The organism is Flavobacteriales bacterium (genome assembly GCA_016124845.1).
GTDB lineage: Bacteria > Bacteroidota > Bacteroidia > UBA10329 > UBA10329 > UBA10329.
Map to the genome: position 1 here is coordinate 60,150 of WGMW01000002.1, position 18,293 is coordinate 78,442.

Annotated in this window: 19 protein-coding genes; 8 read left to right on the top strand and 11 right to left on the bottom strand. The window is 48.3% G+C overall.

Annotated features, from left to right (window positions below):
- Positions 1-11: 11 nt before the first annotated feature.
- Positions 12-554, top strand: coding sequence for a DUF2147 domain-containing protein (locus GC178_00515; protein MBI1286040.1), 543 nt, complete (start codon positions 12-14; stop codon positions 552-554).
- Entirely contained in the window at positions 551-1,705 is a 1,155-nt protein-coding gene (locus GC178_00520; protein MBI1286041.1) for a helix-turn-helix domain-containing protein, read from the top strand. Before GC178_00515 ends, GC178_00520 begins: the two co-directional genes overlap by 4 nt.
- 5 nt (positions 1,706-1,710) lie before the next feature.
- Here GC178_00520 and GC178_00525 read toward each other — a convergent pair whose 3' ends face one another.
- Both GC178_00525 and GC178_00530 read right to left on the bottom strand, forming a co-directional pair.
- Entirely contained in the window at positions 1,711-2,211 is a 501-nt protein-coding gene (locus GC178_00525; GenBank protein MBI1286042.1) for a hypothetical protein, read from the bottom strand.
- 67 nt (positions 2,212-2,278) lie between these two features.
- Positions 2,279-2,956, bottom strand: coding sequence for a hypothetical protein (locus tag GC178_00530; GenBank protein MBI1286043.1), 678 nt, complete (start codon positions 2,954-2,956; stop codon positions 2,279-2,281).
- A 49-nt stretch (positions 2,957-3,005) separates the two neighbouring features.
- Here GC178_00530 and rraA point away from each other — a divergent pair, with 49 nt between their 5' ends.
- From rraA to GC178_00545, 3 genes are all read left to right on the top strand, one after another.
- A complete protein-coding gene (gene rraA / locus GC178_00535; protein ID MBI1286044.1) occupies positions 3,006-3,485 on the top strand; it encodes a ribonuclease E activity regulator RraA in 480 nt (159 codons plus the stop codon).
- Positions 3,486-4,766: an NAD(P)/FAD-dependent oxidoreductase gene (locus tag GC178_00540; GenBank protein MBI1286045.1), complete on the top strand. Its 1,281-nt coding sequence runs from the start codon at positions 3,486-3,488 to the stop codon at positions 4,764-4,766.
- A gap of 108 nt (positions 4,767-4,874) precedes the next feature.
- Complete coding sequence (locus GC178_00545; protein MBI1286046.1) at positions 4,875-6,248, top strand: 4Fe-4S binding protein; 1,374 nt, start codon at positions 4,875-4,877, stop codon at positions 6,246-6,248.
- A gap of 9 nt (positions 6,249-6,257) precedes the next feature.
- On the opposite strand, the gene GC178_00550 is transcribed toward GC178_00545, so the two are convergent.
- The 3 genes from GC178_00550 to GC178_00560 all read right to left on the bottom strand — a co-directional run bounded on the left by GC178_00550 (position 6,258) and on the right by GC178_00560 (position 7,851).
- Complete coding sequence (locus tag GC178_00550) at positions 6,258-6,659, bottom strand: hypothetical protein (GenBank protein MBI1286047.1); 402 nt, start codon at positions 6,657-6,659, stop codon at positions 6,258-6,260.
- Between the two features lies 1 nt (position 6,660).
- Complete coding sequence (locus tag GC178_00555) at positions 6,661-6,987, bottom strand: hypothetical protein (GenBank protein MBI1286048.1); 327 nt, start codon at positions 6,985-6,987, stop codon at positions 6,661-6,663.
- A 78-nt stretch (positions 6,988-7,065) separates the two neighbouring features.
- The gene (locus GC178_00560) at positions 7,066-7,851 is read right to left on the bottom strand and encodes a hypothetical protein (protein MBI1286049.1); all 786 of its coding nucleotides are present in this window, start codon (positions 7,849-7,851) and stop codon (positions 7,066-7,068) included.
- A 28-nt stretch (positions 7,852-7,879) separates the two neighbouring features.
- On the opposite strand from GC178_00560, the gene GC178_00565 reads away from it, so the two are divergent.
- Positions 7,880-8,236, top strand: coding sequence for an SET domain-containing protein-lysine N-methyltransferase (locus GC178_00565; GenBank protein MBI1286050.1), 357 nt, complete (start codon positions 7,880-7,882; stop codon positions 8,234-8,236).
- Here the strand turns inward: GC178_00565 and GC178_00570 are convergent.
- A complete protein-coding gene (locus tag GC178_00570) occupies positions 8,233-9,120 on the bottom strand; it encodes a T9SS type A sorting domain-containing protein (GenBank protein ID MBI1286051.1) in 888 nt (295 codons plus the stop codon). The two genes, GC178_00565 and GC178_00570, sit on opposite strands and share 4 nt — an antisense overlap.
- An 83-nt stretch (positions 9,121-9,203) precedes the next feature.
- Positions 9,204-11,720 (bottom strand): hypothetical protein, encoded by a 2,517-nt coding sequence (locus GC178_00575; GenBank protein ID MBI1286052.1) that lies wholly within the window; start codon positions 11,718-11,720, stop codon positions 9,204-9,206.
- Between the two features lie 49 nt (positions 11,721-11,769).
- Here GC178_00575 and GC178_00580 point away from each other — a divergent pair, with 49 nt between their 5' ends.
- A complete protein-coding gene (locus GC178_00580; GenBank protein MBI1286053.1) occupies positions 11,770-12,882 on the top strand; it encodes a hypothetical protein in 1,113 nt (370 codons plus the stop codon).
- Positions 12,883-12,892: 10 nt separating this feature from the next.
- Here the strand turns inward: GC178_00580 and GC178_00585 are convergent, their stop codons facing one another.
- The 3 genes from GC178_00585 to GC178_00595 form a co-directional block, all read right to left on the bottom strand.
- Positions 12,893-13,816, bottom strand: a complete 924-nt coding sequence (locus GC178_00585) for a YHYH protein (protein ID MBI1286054.1) — start codon at positions 13,814-13,816, stop codon at positions 12,893-12,895.
- Positions 13,817-13,929: 113 nt separating this feature from the next.
- On the bottom strand, positions 13,930-15,192 hold the full coding sequence (locus GC178_00590) for a hypothetical protein (protein MBI1286055.1): 1,263 nt from the start codon (positions 15,190-15,192) through the stop codon (positions 13,930-13,932).
- Between the two features lie 2 nt (positions 15,193-15,194).
- Positions 15,195-15,446, bottom strand: coding sequence for a hypothetical protein (locus tag GC178_00595; protein ID MBI1286056.1), 252 nt, complete (start codon positions 15,444-15,446; stop codon positions 15,195-15,197).
- 136 nt (positions 15,447-15,582) lie between these two features.
- Here GC178_00595 and crtI point away from each other — a divergent pair, with 136 nt between their 5' ends.
- Positions 15,583-17,049, top strand: a complete 1,467-nt coding sequence (gene crtI / locus GC178_00600; GenBank protein MBI1286057.1) for a phytoene desaturase — start codon at positions 15,583-15,585, stop codon at positions 17,047-17,049.
- Between the two features lie 16 nt (positions 17,050-17,065).
- On the opposite strand, the gene GC178_00605 is transcribed toward crtI, so the two are convergent.
- Complete coding sequence (locus tag GC178_00605) at positions 17,066-18,250, bottom strand: hypothetical protein (GenBank protein MBI1286058.1); 1,185 nt, start codon at positions 18,248-18,250, stop codon at positions 17,066-17,068.
- Between the last annotated feature and the right edge of the window lie 43 nt (positions 18,251-18,293).

The window sequence follows — 18,293 nt, forward strand, 5'->3', positions numbered from 1 at the left end:
CGGTTGTTCGAATGCGTGCAATCGGTCTTCACAAATTTTATCCGTACTTCATATTAGAATTTGTTTCCAAGTTTTTCGTTTCATTGCGACTCATGAGAAGATCACTGATCATTGGAGGTTTGATGCTGTTATCGGTTCTGGGTGTTTCAGCACAGGACAAGGACGACATTCTCGGTTACTGGCTTGATGAGAAGCAGGAGACCGTTGTGCGGATATATGAGGATAACGGATTGTATTTCGGTCGCGTGGAATGGCTTAAAGATTCGTTGGACGTGTTTGGAAATCCAAGGCGAGATGTGTTGAACGATGACCCCGACCTGCGCTCCCGCACGGTTCTCGGTGCCGACATGCTTATCGGGTTCGAATGGGATGGAGAAGGTGCTTGGCGAAAAGGCCAGATCTACTACTACCAGACGGGCAACGATTACAACGGCAAGATCTATCTCGAAGAAGGGAAACTGAAACTGAAAGGCTACTACAGCATTCTCTTCTTTTTGGGAAGGACCAAAACCTGGGAACGCTTGCACAACCCCGAAGCCTACGGACTGGAATGAACATGTCTGAGGCCATATTGTACATTGGGTTGGCGCAGTCCATTTTTGCTGCGTTTGCCTTGGCCACGCGCAGGTACGTTTCGCTGCCAGATAAACTGCTGATCGGTGGGCTGATGCTGTTCGCGTTCAAGTTCATCATTCTTATCTTGCACACAGAGCATAGCGAATTCTTCGATGCGCAGTTCTCGCTCGGACTCATCCCGCTCACATTCGGCCCCATTCTGTACCTCTACACTTCGTACCTCGTGTCCGACCGCAAGCGTTTCCGTCCGTGGGATCTGCTGCATTTCGTGCCGTTCGTCTTCATCACCGTGGCGTATTTCATGTTCTTTCAAGATGTGGTCGATTTCTCGGATGAGGCCTACCTCAATCAGGACGAATACCTGTGGGTGCGGGTCACATTCGCCATTGTTTTCTTCACATCCGTGATCGCTTACACGGTTCTCACGTTCGTCAAACTCATCAATTTCCGTAAGACCATCGAAGCGCAGTTCAGCTATCGCGATGCACAGGTGCGATTGTTCTGGCTCAACTTCATTGCGCTGCTGTTCAGCCTCAGCGGACTGGTGGTGATCATTGCGGGAACCTACAACGCCATCATGTTCAAGAAAGTGGTCGATACTTCGCTGCTTTCGCACATCGGCCTCACAAGCGTGGCGTATTGCATCAGCTATTTCGGGTTGCGGCAGCCCACACTTTACCGCTCAGAATATACGGTGGAGGAGAAGGACGAACCCGAACTCATCAAACCCGAACTGAATGAGAAAGAGGTGAAACCGCGTTTTTCTGAGGAGGAAGCGCAGGTGCTCACCGAACGCCTCATCCTTCACATGAATGAGGAACGTCCGTACCTGAATCCAGAACTGACATTGGGCGAACTCTCGGCACAGATCAACCTGCCGAAGCATGAGCTTACCGAACTGCTGAATGTGCATATCGGCAAGAACTTTTTCTCGTTTGTGAATGAATTCCGTTTGAAGGCCGTGGTGCGCAGGCTCGCCAATCCCGATTACGACCACCTCACCATCATCGGCATTGCCAACGACTGCGGTTTCAATTCCAAATCAACGTTTAACAGCCTTTTCAAGCAGTTTACAGGCAAAACGCCCTCGGAGTATAAAAAGGAGTTGCGGGAAAACTCGCCAGCCTAAGAGAATTAATAGACTGCGTTATAATCAATGATCAGGTGAAGTGGCGTAGTGGCATTTGTGTCAACGTTTACGGGACTCAAATTCCCTTGTCCATCCATGTAATTGAAATAGTACATGGTATCTTCCTTAACCAGCACCGTATAAAGACCAGTTGGAAGGTTCATTTCATAGAAACCTCTGTGGTCGGACCGAGTTACAAAGATCAGATGCTCATCTATAATTTCTTTGGATAGATTTTGCGGCAGTTCTTCCATCAGTATATTGATCGGACGGCAGAAAAGCACATCCCGCTCTACAGGATACCAAATGGCATTTTTTCCAACAGGCGGCATCCAATTTCCTTCACGATAAATGACCGAACCCCAAATACCTTGGTCAATGGTCACATACTGGTCATAGACCATGTTCTGCGTAATCTCCTCATCTCGCGAACAGGACGTGACCAGCAAAATCAGAATTGGAATAGCCGATTTTAAAGAACTCATCGCTGCTGCAAACGACTTCATCTCATCTCTATTATAGCGATTAAACACATTCAAATTCCCTCCCCTTTGGGGAGGTCAGGAGGGGTTGCTAATCACAACACTTCTTCTGCTTTTTCAGTTCGCTCAAACCAACCTGATACGTAATGCCAATGCGGAACATGAGCCCCGTTTCGTAATGAGAGAACGGATGCTCCTTCACCTTCGTGTCTGAATAACCTGCCGTCAGCGAGCGGTCTGTGGTCGATTGCCCGAAACTTCCAGGGCCCGCACCGATGTTCAGATGCACGAACAGACCCTTGTAAAAGTTGCAGCGCGTTCCGATGCCGAAATGATGCATGATGGAATTGCTCACCACTTTTCGGCTCACCGTGTACGTGTCCGTGCCGTCTGGTGTCGGAATCCTTTCTTCACGGGTCGATTTGATGAAGCCATAGTTCAGATCGTAGAACAGATAGGGCGAGAAGAGGCGATTGCTGCGAATGGGAAAATACTGGTACACGAACGAGAATCCCGAACGCGCCCAATCGTTCTGTCCTGGAAACAATCCTTGGTAGATGATATGCGGCCCCAGCGCCACCGCGTGGTGCTTCATGGTATAGGTGATATGAAATTCGCCCACCGCGCTTTCCAGGTACGAAAGCCCCGAATACGAAATATCGATACCCAATTTATTGTCAAACGCGGTACTGTCCTTCTGCGCCCAACCAAGTTGCACCGTGGCTATCAACACGCCAACTGTGAGAACTATTCTGCAAGCATTCTTCATCGGAGGTCAAATTAGCTATTTTCAACCGTTCACCAATTCAAATGTAAACATGCAGCACGCAACCGCAGATCTTTGCGACAAACACATCGATAAGCTCCAAGTGGCCGAACCCATTTTCCTCGACATGGGTGGCGAAACCATGTTTGAAGGTGAGATTTATACGCTGAAGGTATTTGAGGACAACACGCTGGTGCGTAGCGTTTTAGAGAAGGATGGAACGGGAAAAGTACTCGTGGTCGATGGTGGCGGGTCATTGCGTTGTGCGCTTGTCGGTGACAACCTCGCAGCGTTGGCCATCGAGAATAACTGGCGCGGCATGGTGGTGTACGGCTGCATCCGCGATTCCAGACAGATAGCCGAAATGGAGGTAGGCGTAAAGGCGCTCAATACCAACCCGACCAAAAGCATCAAACGCAACGAAGGGCAGGAGAATATTCCCGTGCGTTTCGCAGGGGTCGATTTCAAACCTGGCAGTTACCTCTATGCTGATGAGGACGGAATTGTGGTGAGTGAATTTCCATTGCTGTAATTGGCCACAACCAAACATATCGTCATTATCGGGAACGGCATTGCGGGCATCACCGCAGCGCGCCACATCCGTAAGCGCAGCGACCATCGCATCACCGTTATTTCAGCGGAAAGCGACCATTTCTTCTCGCGCACCGTGCTCATGTACATCTATATGGGCCACATGAAATACGAGCACACCAAACCGTACGAGGATTGGTTCTGGGAGAAGAATCGCATCGAACTCAAGCGGGCGTACGTTCAAAAAGTGAATCCGGATTCCCATTCGATCGAACTTGATGATGGAAGTTCGATGAACTATGATGAGCTGATCATTGCCACGGGCTCCAAGCCCAACAAGTTCGGTTGGAAGGGCCAGGAACTGAAAGGTGTGCAGGGATTGTATGGTTTGCAGGATCTGGAGCTGATGGAAGAATCGACCAAGGGAATTTCCAAAGCGGTGGTTGTCGGTGGTGGATTAATCGGCATTGAAATGGCGGAAATGCTGCGTTCGCGCGGTTTTGAGGTAACCATGCTTGTTCGGGAAACGAGTTTTTGGAATACGGTTCTGCCAAAGGAGGAAAGTGAACTCATCAATCGGCATATTCGTTCGCATAAGGTCGATCTACGGTTGGCTACCGAATTGGATGAGATCCTCGGTGATGAGAATGGAAAAGTTCGGGCTGTAAGAACGAGGTCTGGAGAAGAAATTCCTTGTCAATTCGTTGGTCTTACGGTTGGTGTAAGCCCAAATGTTTCATTTATGAAAGATGCTGGAATTGATATTGACAAAGGAATTCTTGTAGATGGCGAATTGAGAACGAACGTGCCCAATATTTACGCGTTGGGAGACTGCGCTCAACTTCGGAATCCAAAACCGAACAGGAAGCCGATCGAGGCTGTTTGGTATGCTGGCAAAATGATGGGCGAAACGGTTGCTGCAACCATTTGCGGTCAGCCGACCGATTATGATCCTGGAATCTGGTTCAACTCCGCCAAGTTCTTCGATATCGAATATCAGACCTACGGAACCGTTCTTCCTGAATTGAAGGAGAATGAAGATTCCATTTTATGGGATGGAAACGATGGCAAACGTTGTCTGCGGATTGTATTCGATAGGAATTCAAAAGCGGTACTTGGTTTCAATGCTTTCGGCATCCGCTTGCGACACGAGGTCTGTGATGCTTGGATTCGCAATGGAGCAACCATTTCCGAAGTGATTTCCAACCTCGATAAAGCCAATTTCGACCCTGAGTTCTTCAAGAAATTCGAGAAAGAAGTGCAACTGCAAACAACTATTTGAAAACATGACTTTAGCCACAGAAACACAGATTTACACAGAAGGAAAGGACTCCTTTTCTGTGAAAATTCTGTGTATTCAGTGTCTCTGTGGCAATAAAATGTTCTCAAGATGAGTAAGGAAGGATTCAGCATATCGTTGGTCAATCCACATGCGCCTGGTTTGGATTGGATTCAGAAGATAGGCATTGCCGTAGCTTCGCTCGGTCTGCTTTCCATGGTAGTTGGTGCAACTGGCCCGGCAAACCAAGACCCAAGCTTCTACTTCTGGACAGGCGTTTTTGCTTCCATTGTTGGTTTTCTGATTTACATCGTACGTACATTTTCAGGTAAAACCGAAAGCGGGAATAACCATCACATCTTCAATTCCAGCCTGATGGCAAGAGGCGTGGCAGGTTGGGCATTCGGTATTTTCCTCACCGCATTCTACATCCTGCTTTATTGGGGTTCCGATTCGTTCTGGAACAACTCAGGACTGGTCAGCATGTTCCATCCCGTAAGCGAAGGGCTGTTCGGTTTCTATGCCGACAAATGGTTTCTCTACGGGTTCGTGTACACGATCTCTGTGCTGGTCATGGGCGTTCGCGCCATCATAAAATACCGTCATTCCAACTATCAGGTCATCCGCACTTGTTCGGTCATGTTTTTTCAACTCGGTTTCGCATTCCTGATACCGATGTTCCTGAAGGCCATGAGCCAGCCCGAATACTACTTCAGCTACTTCTGGCCGTTGGATTATGATCTGTTGTGGCCCAATTCGGTGGATGGAATGATGAACGCGGGAACCATTGGGCTGTGGATGCTGATCGTTTCGGCCTTGCTTACGTTTGTGGTCACGCCCATTCTCACCTACTTCTTCGGCAAACGCTGGTATTGCAGTTGGGTGTGCGGTTGTGGGGGCTTGGCAAACACGGCTGGTGATCCGTTTCGCCAACTCTCCGACAAGAGTTTGAAAGCATGGAAGGTCGAGCGTTGGATGATTCATTCCGTGCTGTTGTTCATCACGCTTCTCACCATTCTTCTTTGGGTGAATTCGTACTTGGAAGGTGGGATTTTCGGTAGTGTTTCTCACGAATTGACGAAAGCCTACGCATTCCTCATCGGACAAGCATTTGCAGGTGTGATCGGTGTAGGATTTTATCCATTGCTCGGTACGCGTATCTGGTGCCGTTTCGGTTGTCCGATGGCCGCCTATCTCGGCTTGCTGCAGAAGTATTTCTCACGTTTCCGAATTACAACCAACGGTGGGCAATGCATCAGTTGCGGCAATTGCAGTACCTACTGCGAAATGGGTATTGATGTGAAAAGCTATGCTCAGCGTGGCGAGAATATCGTTCGGGCTTCGTGCGTTGGTTGCGGCATCTGTTCAACGGTCTGTCCAAGAGGTGTTCTGAACTTGGAAAACGGTCCAACGCACACCGACCGCGAGAACAACAACCCCATCACTTTTGGAAATGAAGGGGTTGGTCTGAGAGGTTTCAATTGAGGATTTTCGTCACCATTCCATTCCGCAATTACGACAGTATTTCTTGCGAACGGTGAATGGATAGTTCAACCAGCCAAGCAATGAGAGTTTGGCTTGATACACGTCATCCGATTCGCATTTAGGACACTCAAACAATATCTTCTCATATTTCTTGCCGTTCACCACAATTTCATCTCCCAAATTGTTGCCAGTATTCTTGGCTTCAATCTCAGCCACTAACGCACGCGCTCGTTCCTCGTCCTCAATACTCACCTGCAGTTTAATGCCACCAATGGCATTGGAGACCAAAGGATCGACAGCAACCGTTTTCTGATCCTTCAGAAAGTACTGGATGCCTTCTGCTTGGAAAGCAGGTTCGTAGATGAGCGTCTCGTGGTCGTAAGAGAAGGTCTTGATGGTCACCAGATTCATATCAAGGAATTGAGATCATGATCACTCCGATGATAATGACAGCACCACCCGCCAGTCGCAGCATCGACACGGGCTCGTTGAACCAATAGATCGACACCACGTAGAGTCCGACAATGGTCAGCGCGAAGAAAACGGTGCTGGCCACTTGCAATGAAATGAACCGCAACGATTCTGTGAACAGCACCGAGTTGATGAGGCCGAATACCAGACCAATGGCCAGGAAACCCCACTTTTTCATGGGAATGGCCTCGTTGATGGCAGAGTATTTAAAACCGATGTTGGTGAGAATGTTGGCCAGAATGGCACCAGAGATGAGCGCAAGTTTCATGGAATTTGAGTTTGATTTGGATAGTTGTTTCGTTGAAAGTACGACTTCAATGATCAATCCATCACCTTGCCCAAGAATTCAGTTCGAGTTCAGTCCATTGTAAACCATTTTCATCACTTCATCATCTACTGCATTCAAATACTGAACGCCCGTGTTCCTGTCGATGGCGCAGAATTTCAGCCAGAATGCGTTTTCATTTTTTCCCGTTACTGAAAGTTCAAATGGCACTTCGGTGTATTGCTCAATGAACAAGAATTTGCAGTTGTGATTGATAGCGATAATTGCTTGAATGACTCCATCAAAATCGCTCAATTTCTGGTCGGTAGGCATTTGAAACTGCTTAGTGAATCCCTTTTTCCAGCGCTTCCGTTTGTCAGATTCATTCAGAACCACCGTAACGAAAACCACAGGTTTCTGAGATTGCATCAGTTCATTCCAACGGACAACACATCTTTTAAAGAATTCATGATCACCCGCTGAATTGGCAGGATTGCGATGACCGAACAACCATTCGTGATAGTATTGATGACCCGCATCTATTCCGTGAGGAATCAGGAGGCTTCGATCCAGCAGTTTTTCAAAATCATCACCGAGCATATCGAGGATGAATTCAGGTGTGGTAAAGATCCAATCGAAAGGGTAGGAGGCACGCTTGTTTCCCGTGGCTTTCAAGTACCACGAAGCGTTACAGTTCTGTCCCAAGCCGATCTTTTCCCGTTCTTCGATTCCGACCCATTCGCGTAGCTCGTTCTGAATGTCTGAGGCGCGCTTCAAATAGGTTTCACGTTCTTCAGCAGAACAAGCCACGGACGAATGCGTCAGTTTCAGAATCTCATGTGCTGCCTTGTTCAGAATTGATTTCATATCCTTGCCGCCCGAAGATCAAAGGTACATGAACGGAAAGGTGGAAATCAAGGAAAGTCCGATTCACGGAAAAGGTGTGTTCGGTACGCGCGATATTGAAGCAGGTGAAATTCTGACCGTAAGCCACGTAACGCTATTGCATCACGAAGAGCAGTTGCCAGAGGCCATTGCCACACTTGAATTTCCTTGGAATGAGGAATTCTATGCACTCTGCTTAAGTGGTGTCGGTAGTTTCTTCAATCACGATAAGAACTTCAATGCCAGGGTTTTAAACCAGGACAAGGAAAACCTGACACAGACATTCTCATCCACCAGAGCCATCGCCAAAGGCGAAGAGATCTTCATCTACTACAATGATGATTTTGAGGGGTTTATTCAACGTTAGTTTTTCACAATTCGGAATGAAGAGCGCTTCCCGTTTTCAAGCGTTACTGTAGCGTGATAAATGCCTGAAATCATCTTTAGTTCCAAATGGATTTGATCGGTGTTTGTTGCGACAATGTTCCTTACTTGTTCTCCCAGAATATTTGTAATAGAAACGTTAATGTTAGACTGAACGCTTCCAAGAGAAATGGTCACTTCTTGATTGGTAGGGTTCGGATATATTTCTATTGAGACAGAACTGCTCTCCGTATCATTGACTCCGACAAAAATGTAAGGACAAGGGTCGGTACTTTGGGTGGGAAAAACCATTTGGCTGTTCAAAGTGAAACACTCCAAGCGGTTCTCATAGTTTGAAACGTTTGACCAAGGTTCCATGAAAAGTCCGGTTTCGCAGCCTATCCCTTCAATCCATCGATAGGAGTCCACATACACCACACGCCTACTTATTCCACCAATGATCTCCGTTGCTGTTTGTTGAACAGTAAAATCCTGAAGCATAAATTCTTCATCGAAATGATTGCCGATATAAACGTTCTGCAAGGTTTGGCCAGTTTGTGCGCCAAAATCGTACAGTAGATATTCCTGAGTAGAGTCAGCAGGTACAAAATACACAGCACTGTTCACTTCTCGCAAAGCACCTTTGTAGAGGTATTGACAACGGTAAATTGCAGTATATTGATTCGACTGAATGGTCGTATCCTGACCATCAACGCAATAAGTGTCCACATCTGTCAACTGTAGATCGGGAATTGGATTTGGCGGGTTCCAAACGTAGGCGTACTGCGTATTGGTCCAGACCGCATTGCTTGTGGGAAACGACACCTGAGCCTGTGCGGGAAGCATTTGGGTAACTGCAAAAAGGATGATCAGCGATAGGATTCTCATACGATAAAGTTATTGGATTCTCATGCGGTAGCTGCCTCCATGTAACAATTGTTCAGAAAGTTGAAGCCCGCGTAGTTGATTCCTTAGAACCGCAAGTAAAAACTCGGCTTTACGATAAAACCAAGCGTGTTGGAATTGTTGAGCTGCGTCAATCGCCACGTGAAATCGATGCGCGAGATCTTGAGGATGTTCTCGATACCGAAACCGACCTCGGCATACGGATATTGCATGGCGGCCATGCCATCGGCCAACAGGTATTTGCCGTTGCGATTGTTGTTGGTCAGCGTACCGAAATAGAGTTTACCGATAAGCAGCGAGCGCAGCTTGGCCAAACGCACACCTGGAATGAGGTTGAACAGCAGCCCGTTGAAATGATGTTCGAGTTGGAGCGAAACGTACTTGTCGCTCACAAATTCCATGTAATTCATAAGATTGAATCCATGGTCATCGTTGAAAACCAACGAGTTGCCATTTGGAACATGCAGCAGTTGGTACGGCAGATACCCGTTGATGATGCCGCCTTCGGCAAGAATGTTCAGGTAACCTGCCTTGTTGGCGCGCAGCTGATATTCGAGTTTCAGTTTGAAATGCTGGTAATTGAACTCAGAACCGAGAAAATTCTTGATGCCGACCGCAGTTTCGAACGAGATCATCGGGTATTTTCGGAAGAAGAAACCGCGGTCAACCTGATCGAACGTGGCTGGCAGTTCATCTTCCCCGAAACCGAAGCGCAGATTGAATTTGAATCCTCCCGTGGTGTAATTTTCCAATGCAACGGTGTCTGTTCCGCTTCGCATTCGAAAATCCTGTTTCAGTGGAGAATAGCGGTCTCGGAACAGCGAAATGCGCGTGGAAAGTCCCGTGAACCATTGCCGTTCGAGGTAAGCCGAATAGTTTTCGCGCATGGTGCGCTTCTGCGTTCCGCTGATGCGCACGAATGAGGTCAGCACATGGTCGAGCGGCAGCATGTTCTGGCTGCGGCCCTGTTGGAAAAGGTCGTTACGGTAACTGAGGCCGAAAACCCAACGCCTGCGCAATTTTCCGGGGAAAATGAAAGCAGCTTCGCCACCGCCTTTGAAACGCTGGTCACCGATGCCGTAAGCCAAGTATCCGCTCAGGTTCACTTGGTCGCTAAACGTCTCGTTGGTGCGGAAACCGAACTTCACACGCGAACCTTCATATTGGTTCCAACTGTAGAAAGTGAACACGTTTCCGATGTCGATCTGCCGCACGGGGAACCAGCCATCGGCCAGCAGTTTAACGCCTCCGACCAGTGCCTTCCACTTCGGGTCGTGGTTCATGCGGTCGATCATCTTCACCAGGTTCTGCTGTTCGGTGGTGAACGTGTCCTGCCGCGCCTCATTCCAAAATTGCTCATTGCGCGTGTAAGCACTGTCCTGGATCACCACAGGGTCAATGGTCGAGTAATAAGCCTCTTCCCGCGGTTCGTTGAGTTTGATATTGCGTATCTCCGTGGTCTTCTTCCCGAAGAAACCTGTCATATCTTTCGCATTCTCGATCACCGTGAAATCCCCGATCACGCGACTGCTGGTGAGGAACCATTGCGTGCTATCCACAAACGAATAGTTCTGCCGGATCCAATAATTCCGTACGAAGTTGATGTTGGCCTCCACACTGAATTCAAGGTCGGTCTGAACCACCGCGTAACTGCTCGTATCGATGTACATATCGCCTGTAAAGGCCACATCGCTTTTGCCCTTTGGTTTGAAGAAAATGTGATGGCACGGATAACCATCAATGATGTGAATTCCTGAATCAAGTAGAAAATTGTAATTTCTTCTGTAATAGTCATTTATAGGGCTTGGGAAACTGCGGTCAAGAATCACCACATAATTCTCGTAGATGTTCGGGTCCACATACATGTCCTGCACAAATTCCATGATCTTGGGTGCTTGGAAGAACTTGAATGTTCTGCGTCCTTTCACCACTTCTTTCGTGCTTCGCGGTTCCTTGCGGTAGTAATGGTCTTCGCTGCTTTCGGTGAGCAGCATGGGCAGGTAATTGATGCCGTCTTCAGTGGTGTCGGTGTTCTCCCACATGTAATCGAACGGCCGCAGAAACAGGTTCTTTTTGATGCGTTCCGTGAAGTTGTTCAGGTCGAATTGCACACGGTGATAGACCTCGTATTCGTAATAATCGAGCCGTTCGGGAGTGTTGACGGGTTTGTTGGCAATGACCTTCCGAAGAATCTTGAAAGCAGGGTTTTCGCCAGGGCGAACGTTCACTTCACCCAATTCAATGGAGGTTGGTTCGAGCAGCACATCGATCTCATCTGTTACACCATTTACCACTTGAAGAACTTGCGTTCGATAACCGATGACCGAAACCTGCAGCGAATCGAAATTCCGCCTCGTTTCCAGCATAAAGTTGCCCGCAGAGTCGGTCACAGTTCCAACGCTGCTACCTTTGAAAAGCACATTCGCAAACGGAATCGGTTTTTCCGATACCGCATCAGATACTGAACCGAGAATGATGGTTTTCTGTGCGAATGCGTTGATAGAAAAAATGAAAAATGTGAACAGAAAAAAGGTGCTTTTGCAGCTTTGCAGAATATGGGCTATGAGTGGCTTCAGGGTCAATTCTGCATATTTGCCGCCAAGTTAGAAAACCAGCACGAGAGCACTTCGTTTGACCAAGATCATCGGACCTAAAAGCTACTTCGATTTTTCGGCCCCGACCATTATGGGGGCCAACCTTCGTACGTGGTTTCAGTTCCTGTGGCGCTACGGTAAGCACATCAACTGGAAATTCTACCCCAAGCTGTTCGCCATCACATTCATGATCTGTCTGTATGCGCCTGTCAGATGGTGGGAGCGTTTGCGGTTCGATCGGAAGATCCGTGAAACGAAGGTGAAATCTCCAGTGTTCATTCTTGGGCATCAGCGTAGCGGAACCACCTATTTGCATTATCTGCTTGGGCGCGATCCGCAGTTCGGATACCTGAGCGTGAAGGAGAGCTTCATGCCGTGGATCTACCTCACGGCCAAACGGCATTTGGAGTGGATGCTGGGGCGTTCGGTGCCGACCAAACGCCCTATGGACGATCTAAGGCTGGGACTCGATCTGCCGACCGAACCCGAATATGCGCTGGGCAATATGACGGTTTCCACTATGCTTGCGGGTTACATGCTCCCATCACAACTGAAAAGCGTTTTCCGAAAAACGGTTTTGTTTGAGGACGAGCAGGCGAAAAAAGAATGGATTGCTACGCTGAAGTATTCGATGCAGAAATTGACCTTGCTGCATGGTGGCAAGCCGATTTTGACCAAAGCTCCCGAAGACCTTGGTCGGGTGAAGGAGATCTTGGAAGTGTTTCCCGATGCCAAGTTCGTTCATATTTTCCGCGACCCATACCGCGTGTATTTTTCAACCGAAAGGCTTTATGAGATCACATTGCCGTTGGTGGCGTTGGAATACGTTGCGGATGACGTGGTGAAAGACTTCATCGTCTACGCTTATCGCGAAATGTTCAACCGTTATTTCGAAGCGAAGAAGCTGATCCCGCAAGGAAACTTGGTTGAGATCAAGTACGAGGATTTCATTGGCAATGAGATGGAAACCCTTCGCGCAGCGTATCAAACGTTGGGATTGGATTTCGAATCAGCGGCTCCCCACATCAAGAAGGAGGTGAAGAGCTATGAAGGCTACCAGACCAACAAGTATGAGTTTGATCCTCACCGAATGGAGGAGATATATTCGGCTTGGGAAGGTGTTTTCAAGAAGTTGGGGTACGAGCAGTAATCGACACAGCTTACTGTGGTGTTCCTTTAAAACAGCCAAGGTTGTAAGGGAAATCGTAGGTCCAATGGTAGTGATACAGATCAAGTGTGTCACCATCCCAAAGGACAGGATGTGTATGGCCGTGGCATTCATCCAGATCGGCTGAGTGGAGCAGTTCGCCATTCTCTCCGTATGGCCCGTAGATGCCGAAACCATCCAACATGTAGCCCATCAAAGGCGAGTGCCCTGAAGAATGCGGGTGGATATGATCCTGAAGGTCTGGAGCGGGAAAGTGATAATGATACCTTTCTGTTCCATCGGTATGTCCACCGAATCGGTCCAACATTTCGTGCGCAGCAGCATCATTTCCGAGGGTTGAAGAGCCATGGTAGATAGCGCTTCCGCTGAGCGAAATTCCTGAGGGTCCGAACGGGACGCAACTCGGTTCCGCAGCCACTTCGGGTATGGCAGGAAGCACATAATTGATTTCGTGTTCCGAAATGATGTTCGGATTGCCATCGTACTGGTAAGCTGCGCTTCCTGGAGTAATCGGAAAAACACCGGTTAGATGATCGGGCAGGGCATTTCCGGTAATGATGCGGTTCCCGTTTCCATCAAGCGTTACGTTGAACTCGCTGGCCCACGTCATGTTGCCTTGAACCTGCGGCTTCCGGTCGTAGTCCCAAGTGCCGTCTGGGTTTGTCCAATCGGAGGCATCGTCATTGCCAGCACCGTTTGACGGCAGCCCACAAAGCCACAATGAAAGAAAATCGGGGTGCGGACTGCCTTGGTTCCGAATAAGAATATTGGTCGGAGAGACGCCACCGAAAGGAAGATGGGTCAGGTCGGGTTGTTCCAACTCCGAAGGTGGTTCGTTCTCCAAAAGGTCATCGGCTTTTTTACAGCCTATTATAGTGGCTAAGTAAACCAAGGTCAACAGGTGTAAAGGTTTCATGATTTCTGATTCTCACATAAAGGAATGAGGAAACGCGTCAAACTCTTTTACAGGATGAGGTGGAAATTTTGTAAGATTCTAATTTGTGTTGGAAATGATAATAACTGGAGAGGTCAGGAAGCTCTGAGCAGATATTCACAGAAGCGATTTTTCATCAACTTTTGTTCATCCGAACTCAAAACCTCATCGAAATACGCCCAAACAAATTTGAGTTTCCCATCAGCTTTGGACACCACGACATTGAAACCCGGTGGACTTGGAGCAGGCGGGTAGTGGTGCAGCTTCAGAATCTTGGCTCCTAAGAGTTCCTTCAGTTGGATCTTATCCGTGCCGAGGTCTGAGAACCCGAAACTGGACATTTTACCATTGGACGCCAGATTGACCATGGCCTCGTAAACGGGCATTGGAATGATGCGCATGGCATGCATCAGATCGGTGTAACGTTCGGCAATGCGGTCTTTTATCTGCGCCTTCAGTTGGTGATTGATGGAACTGACAGCTTCCTCTGTGGTGTTCAGTTCATTTGAATTCAAACGAAAGAACAGGAACGAAAGCTGATTGGAGACCAAGTGGCCAACAGAACCTTTTCTGCGTTGGTTGTTCGGTATGCTGAACCACAGGTAAGGTGGCTGCTCATTTCTGTCGTGTAGCGTTTGGTTGACCACCCTTGAAACAGCGGCCATGTAAAACGCACTCTGTCCGATGCGCGAACCCGCTTTCCAAGCTCTTTCTTCAACCTGCTTCGTTTCGTCTTCCGAGAATTCGATCATTCGGTATTTCGCGTGCGACCGTGGTTTCAGTTTTGGCATTACCAAAGTTCCGAGTTTGCCGCTGCTTCTACTCAGCATGTAAACCGTCATGTAATGGAAGTTGCTCAGTAATCGCATGAACGGGCGTTCTTCCTTCTCAGGAAAGAGTGGTAACTGGACCGTTTCATCCGCCAACGCATGGATGAAATTGACCATTCCCTGATGGTCGAACAGCACGTGATGCATGGAAACCACCATGTGTTTGGTTCCAGTTTTCAGTTCGCATAGATCGATATGGACGAGTCCGTTCTCATTGTCAACTTTTCGGTTCAATACGGTCTGTTCAAACTCATTTTCAGACAAACCGATCGATACCTGCACAGGTTCCTTCTTTCGCCTTTCCGTTACCCATTTGGCGGGCAGCGGCCATCGAAATACCACTTTCAGTTCGGTGACCTGCCTGAGTGTTTCATTCTGAGAAAGTTGCTCCGCGATGGAAGATAGATCTGCGTTTGCCTCAAGTTCCAACTGAATTCGGGAAATGTTTCCGACCAGGCCATTACGCAGCATCTTTCTATCGACAAGCAGATGGAAATAATCGGAACCGGAAAGTGTTGGGAATCCCATTCTCAGTACTGATTCTGAATGGCGCAATCGGTCAATGATCCCAACGAACGTAGATTATCGCCCGTCAGTTGGTCGGCAGGAATGACAATGCCGAACTCCTCCTCGATGAACATCACCAACTCGACCACCGTCATGGAGTCGATGCCCAATTCCGCAAATGCGGTGTCGGGTTCTAATTTGGCATCTTTGGCCAAGAACCTTTTGTGCAGGTAGGCCGAAAGTGCTGACTGTATTTTCGCTTTATCTACAGACATTTGGCAAGTGGCGAAGGTAGGTGATAAGCAAATTAGCACATTAGCGAATGAAGCAACGAAATAGGCAAGTTCAGAATGGAGTCGATTGCGGACGGGTATCCTTATCTCTCTATCTCTTGTTACTTATCTCTTTCTGATGTCTAAGCCCAAGCACATAGGCATCATCGGTGGCGGTATTGCCGGTCTGGCCGTGGCCATCCGCTTGGCGGTGAAAGGGCATGACGTTGAACTGTTTGAGGCCAACTCCTATCTGGGCGGCAAGATCGCGGAGCAACAATTGGGCGATTATCGCTTCGATATGGGGCCTTCGGTGCTCACCATGCCACGGTATATCGATGAGTTGTTTGAACTGGCTGGCGAGAACCCACGAGACCATTTCAATTACGAACGCCTCGACCCGGTTTTCCAGTACTTTTTTGAGGATGGAACCGTGTTGCACACGTATGCGGATACCGAAGAGCTTATTAGAGAATTCACTTCCAAAACGACTGTTAGGGCAGAAGATCTGCGTACGTTTTTCCGAAGGTCGAAGGAAAAACTGGAGTTGACCGATGAGGTTTTTCTGCAACGTTCATTGCATCAATGGAAGAACTATTTGGATTGGCCAACGCTGCGAGGAATCCTGAACTTCCAGAAAGTGGAAGCATTTACCACCATGGCCAAGGCCAACGCCAAGTTGCTGAAGGATGAGAAGGTGGCCGCCATTTTCAATCAGTATGCGAGCTACAATGGCAGCGATCCGTTCACAGCACCGGCCACGCTCAATCTCATTTCGCACTATGAGATAACGTTGGGGGCGTATTATCCGAAAGGTGGGATGCGCTCCATCATTAATGCATTGATCGGCTTGGCCGAAAGGGTGGGAGTGAAGGTGCATGTGAATACCAAAGTTGAACGTTTGACGGTTGATAATGGACGATGCTCCGGCCTGTTGGCGAATGGAGAGGAAAAGCGATTTGACAGCGTAGTGGCCAATTCAGACATCTTCAAAACGTACCACAACCTGATGCCCGAGCAGAAACGTCCCGAACGCATTCTGAACCAGCCGAAGTCGAGCTCGGTCATTGTGTTCTATTGGGGCATGAGGAAAAAGTTCCCACAATTGAAACTGCACAACATGTTCATGGGGGCGGATCAGCGGGCCGAGTATGCCCAGATATTCGGAGAAAAGACCGTGGCTGCCGAGCCAACCGTGTATCTCTACATCAGTTGCAAACAGAATTTGAGCGATGCGCCAGAAAATGGTGAAAACTGGTTTGCGATGGTGACCGTACCGCACAATTCTGGTCAGGATTGGGATAAACTGGTGAGCCAAACGCGTTCCCGCGTGTTGGAACGTCTCAGCAGGCAGCTGAATGAAGATCTTGAACCGTTGATAGAAGAAGAAGCTGTTCTCGACCCTCGAATTATTGAAGAGCGAACGGGAAGTGCTTTCGGTTCGGTTTATGGCAATAGCAGTAATGGCAAATTTGCCGCCTTCTTGCGGCATCCGAACTTCTCAAGCAAGATCGATAACCTTTATTTCTGTGGCGGAAGCGTGCATCCCGGCAGCAGCATTCCGCTTTGTCTGCTTTCGGCCAAGATCACGGCTGGGATGATTTGAATTTTGAATCCAACGATTACTTGGAGAGTATCAGATACTCCTTTGTTCTGGGTGGGATGTAATAGATGGAACCGAAGATCACTTTCATTCGCACCATCCAGTTTTTATTGTGCTTTAGTTCGTACAGCATCTGCGCCATGCCGCTGAAGATGATGCGGAACGGATTGAGAATGATCTTCGGTTGGTTGGTCAGTCCAACGGGAGGTTCCTGCTCGTAAGGTCTACGATACGTTCCGAAAACACGGTTCCAGATTAGGAACGGGCCTCCTCCGAGATTGATAGTCTGATCGTTCGGCTTGGCCGAATGGTGAACGAGGTGATAGACACCGTTATCGCCTATTACCCGACTGATGTTTCTGATGATCGGGTTGGTCAAGGCAAACTTGTAATGGACCAAGGAATGGTTGAATATTTCGAAGCAATAGGAGAATGTCTTCCAAAGGATCATTTCCATGACCAATGGCCGTGGAAAGATGAGTGCCGAAACGGTGATGGATATAAGCACCGAAGGAATGGTCAGGAAAACCTCGAAAACGAATGCGGGAGGTGCTCCCATTGGGTGTAAAAAGTCCGGACAGTGATGCGGTCGGTGAAAGACCAACCAGAACAAACGGAATTTATGCGACAGGAGATGGATCACATAGTTCGGCAGCCCTCCAAGGATGATCGAAAGGCTGAGAGCAAGCCAGTAGGAGTTGACCTGGATAAGCGTTGGAACGTTGGTTCGGGCAAAGTCTTCCAGCCACGCCACACAGTCTGAGATCAGCCCCATTGGAGTGGAAAATTGAACGCCAAGCAATTGTAGGAATAACGTAATTAGAAGAAGTACGAGCAGCGAGAAACCGATACCTACGCTGAAAGAACTGAAGTAGGTAAGCAGATACTTCGCAAACGGATCTCTTCCTAAACGTTTTTTAGATAGCAGGTAAGATGAAACGATGACTGAAAAACGCAAGGCCACACCGAAACAGGCCACAGCCAGCCAGAAGTAAGGGAAAAGTCCCCTGAGGCCAGAAGCGGTAATGCTCTCTTTGCCATCCGCATCTTTGAAAAGGTCAAAGAGGTCATAGCCGAAATCCATGGAACCAAGAAGCATTTCTGACACCACATAGATTCCGCCACCGCCAAAGATGAGAATTGCAACCAGGGCCAAGTGCCAGTTATGCACCTCTTCCATTTCTCGATTCCAAATGCGTTTCAAGAGTACCTGTTCAATGGTTCGGACAACTATACCTTCAGCACGA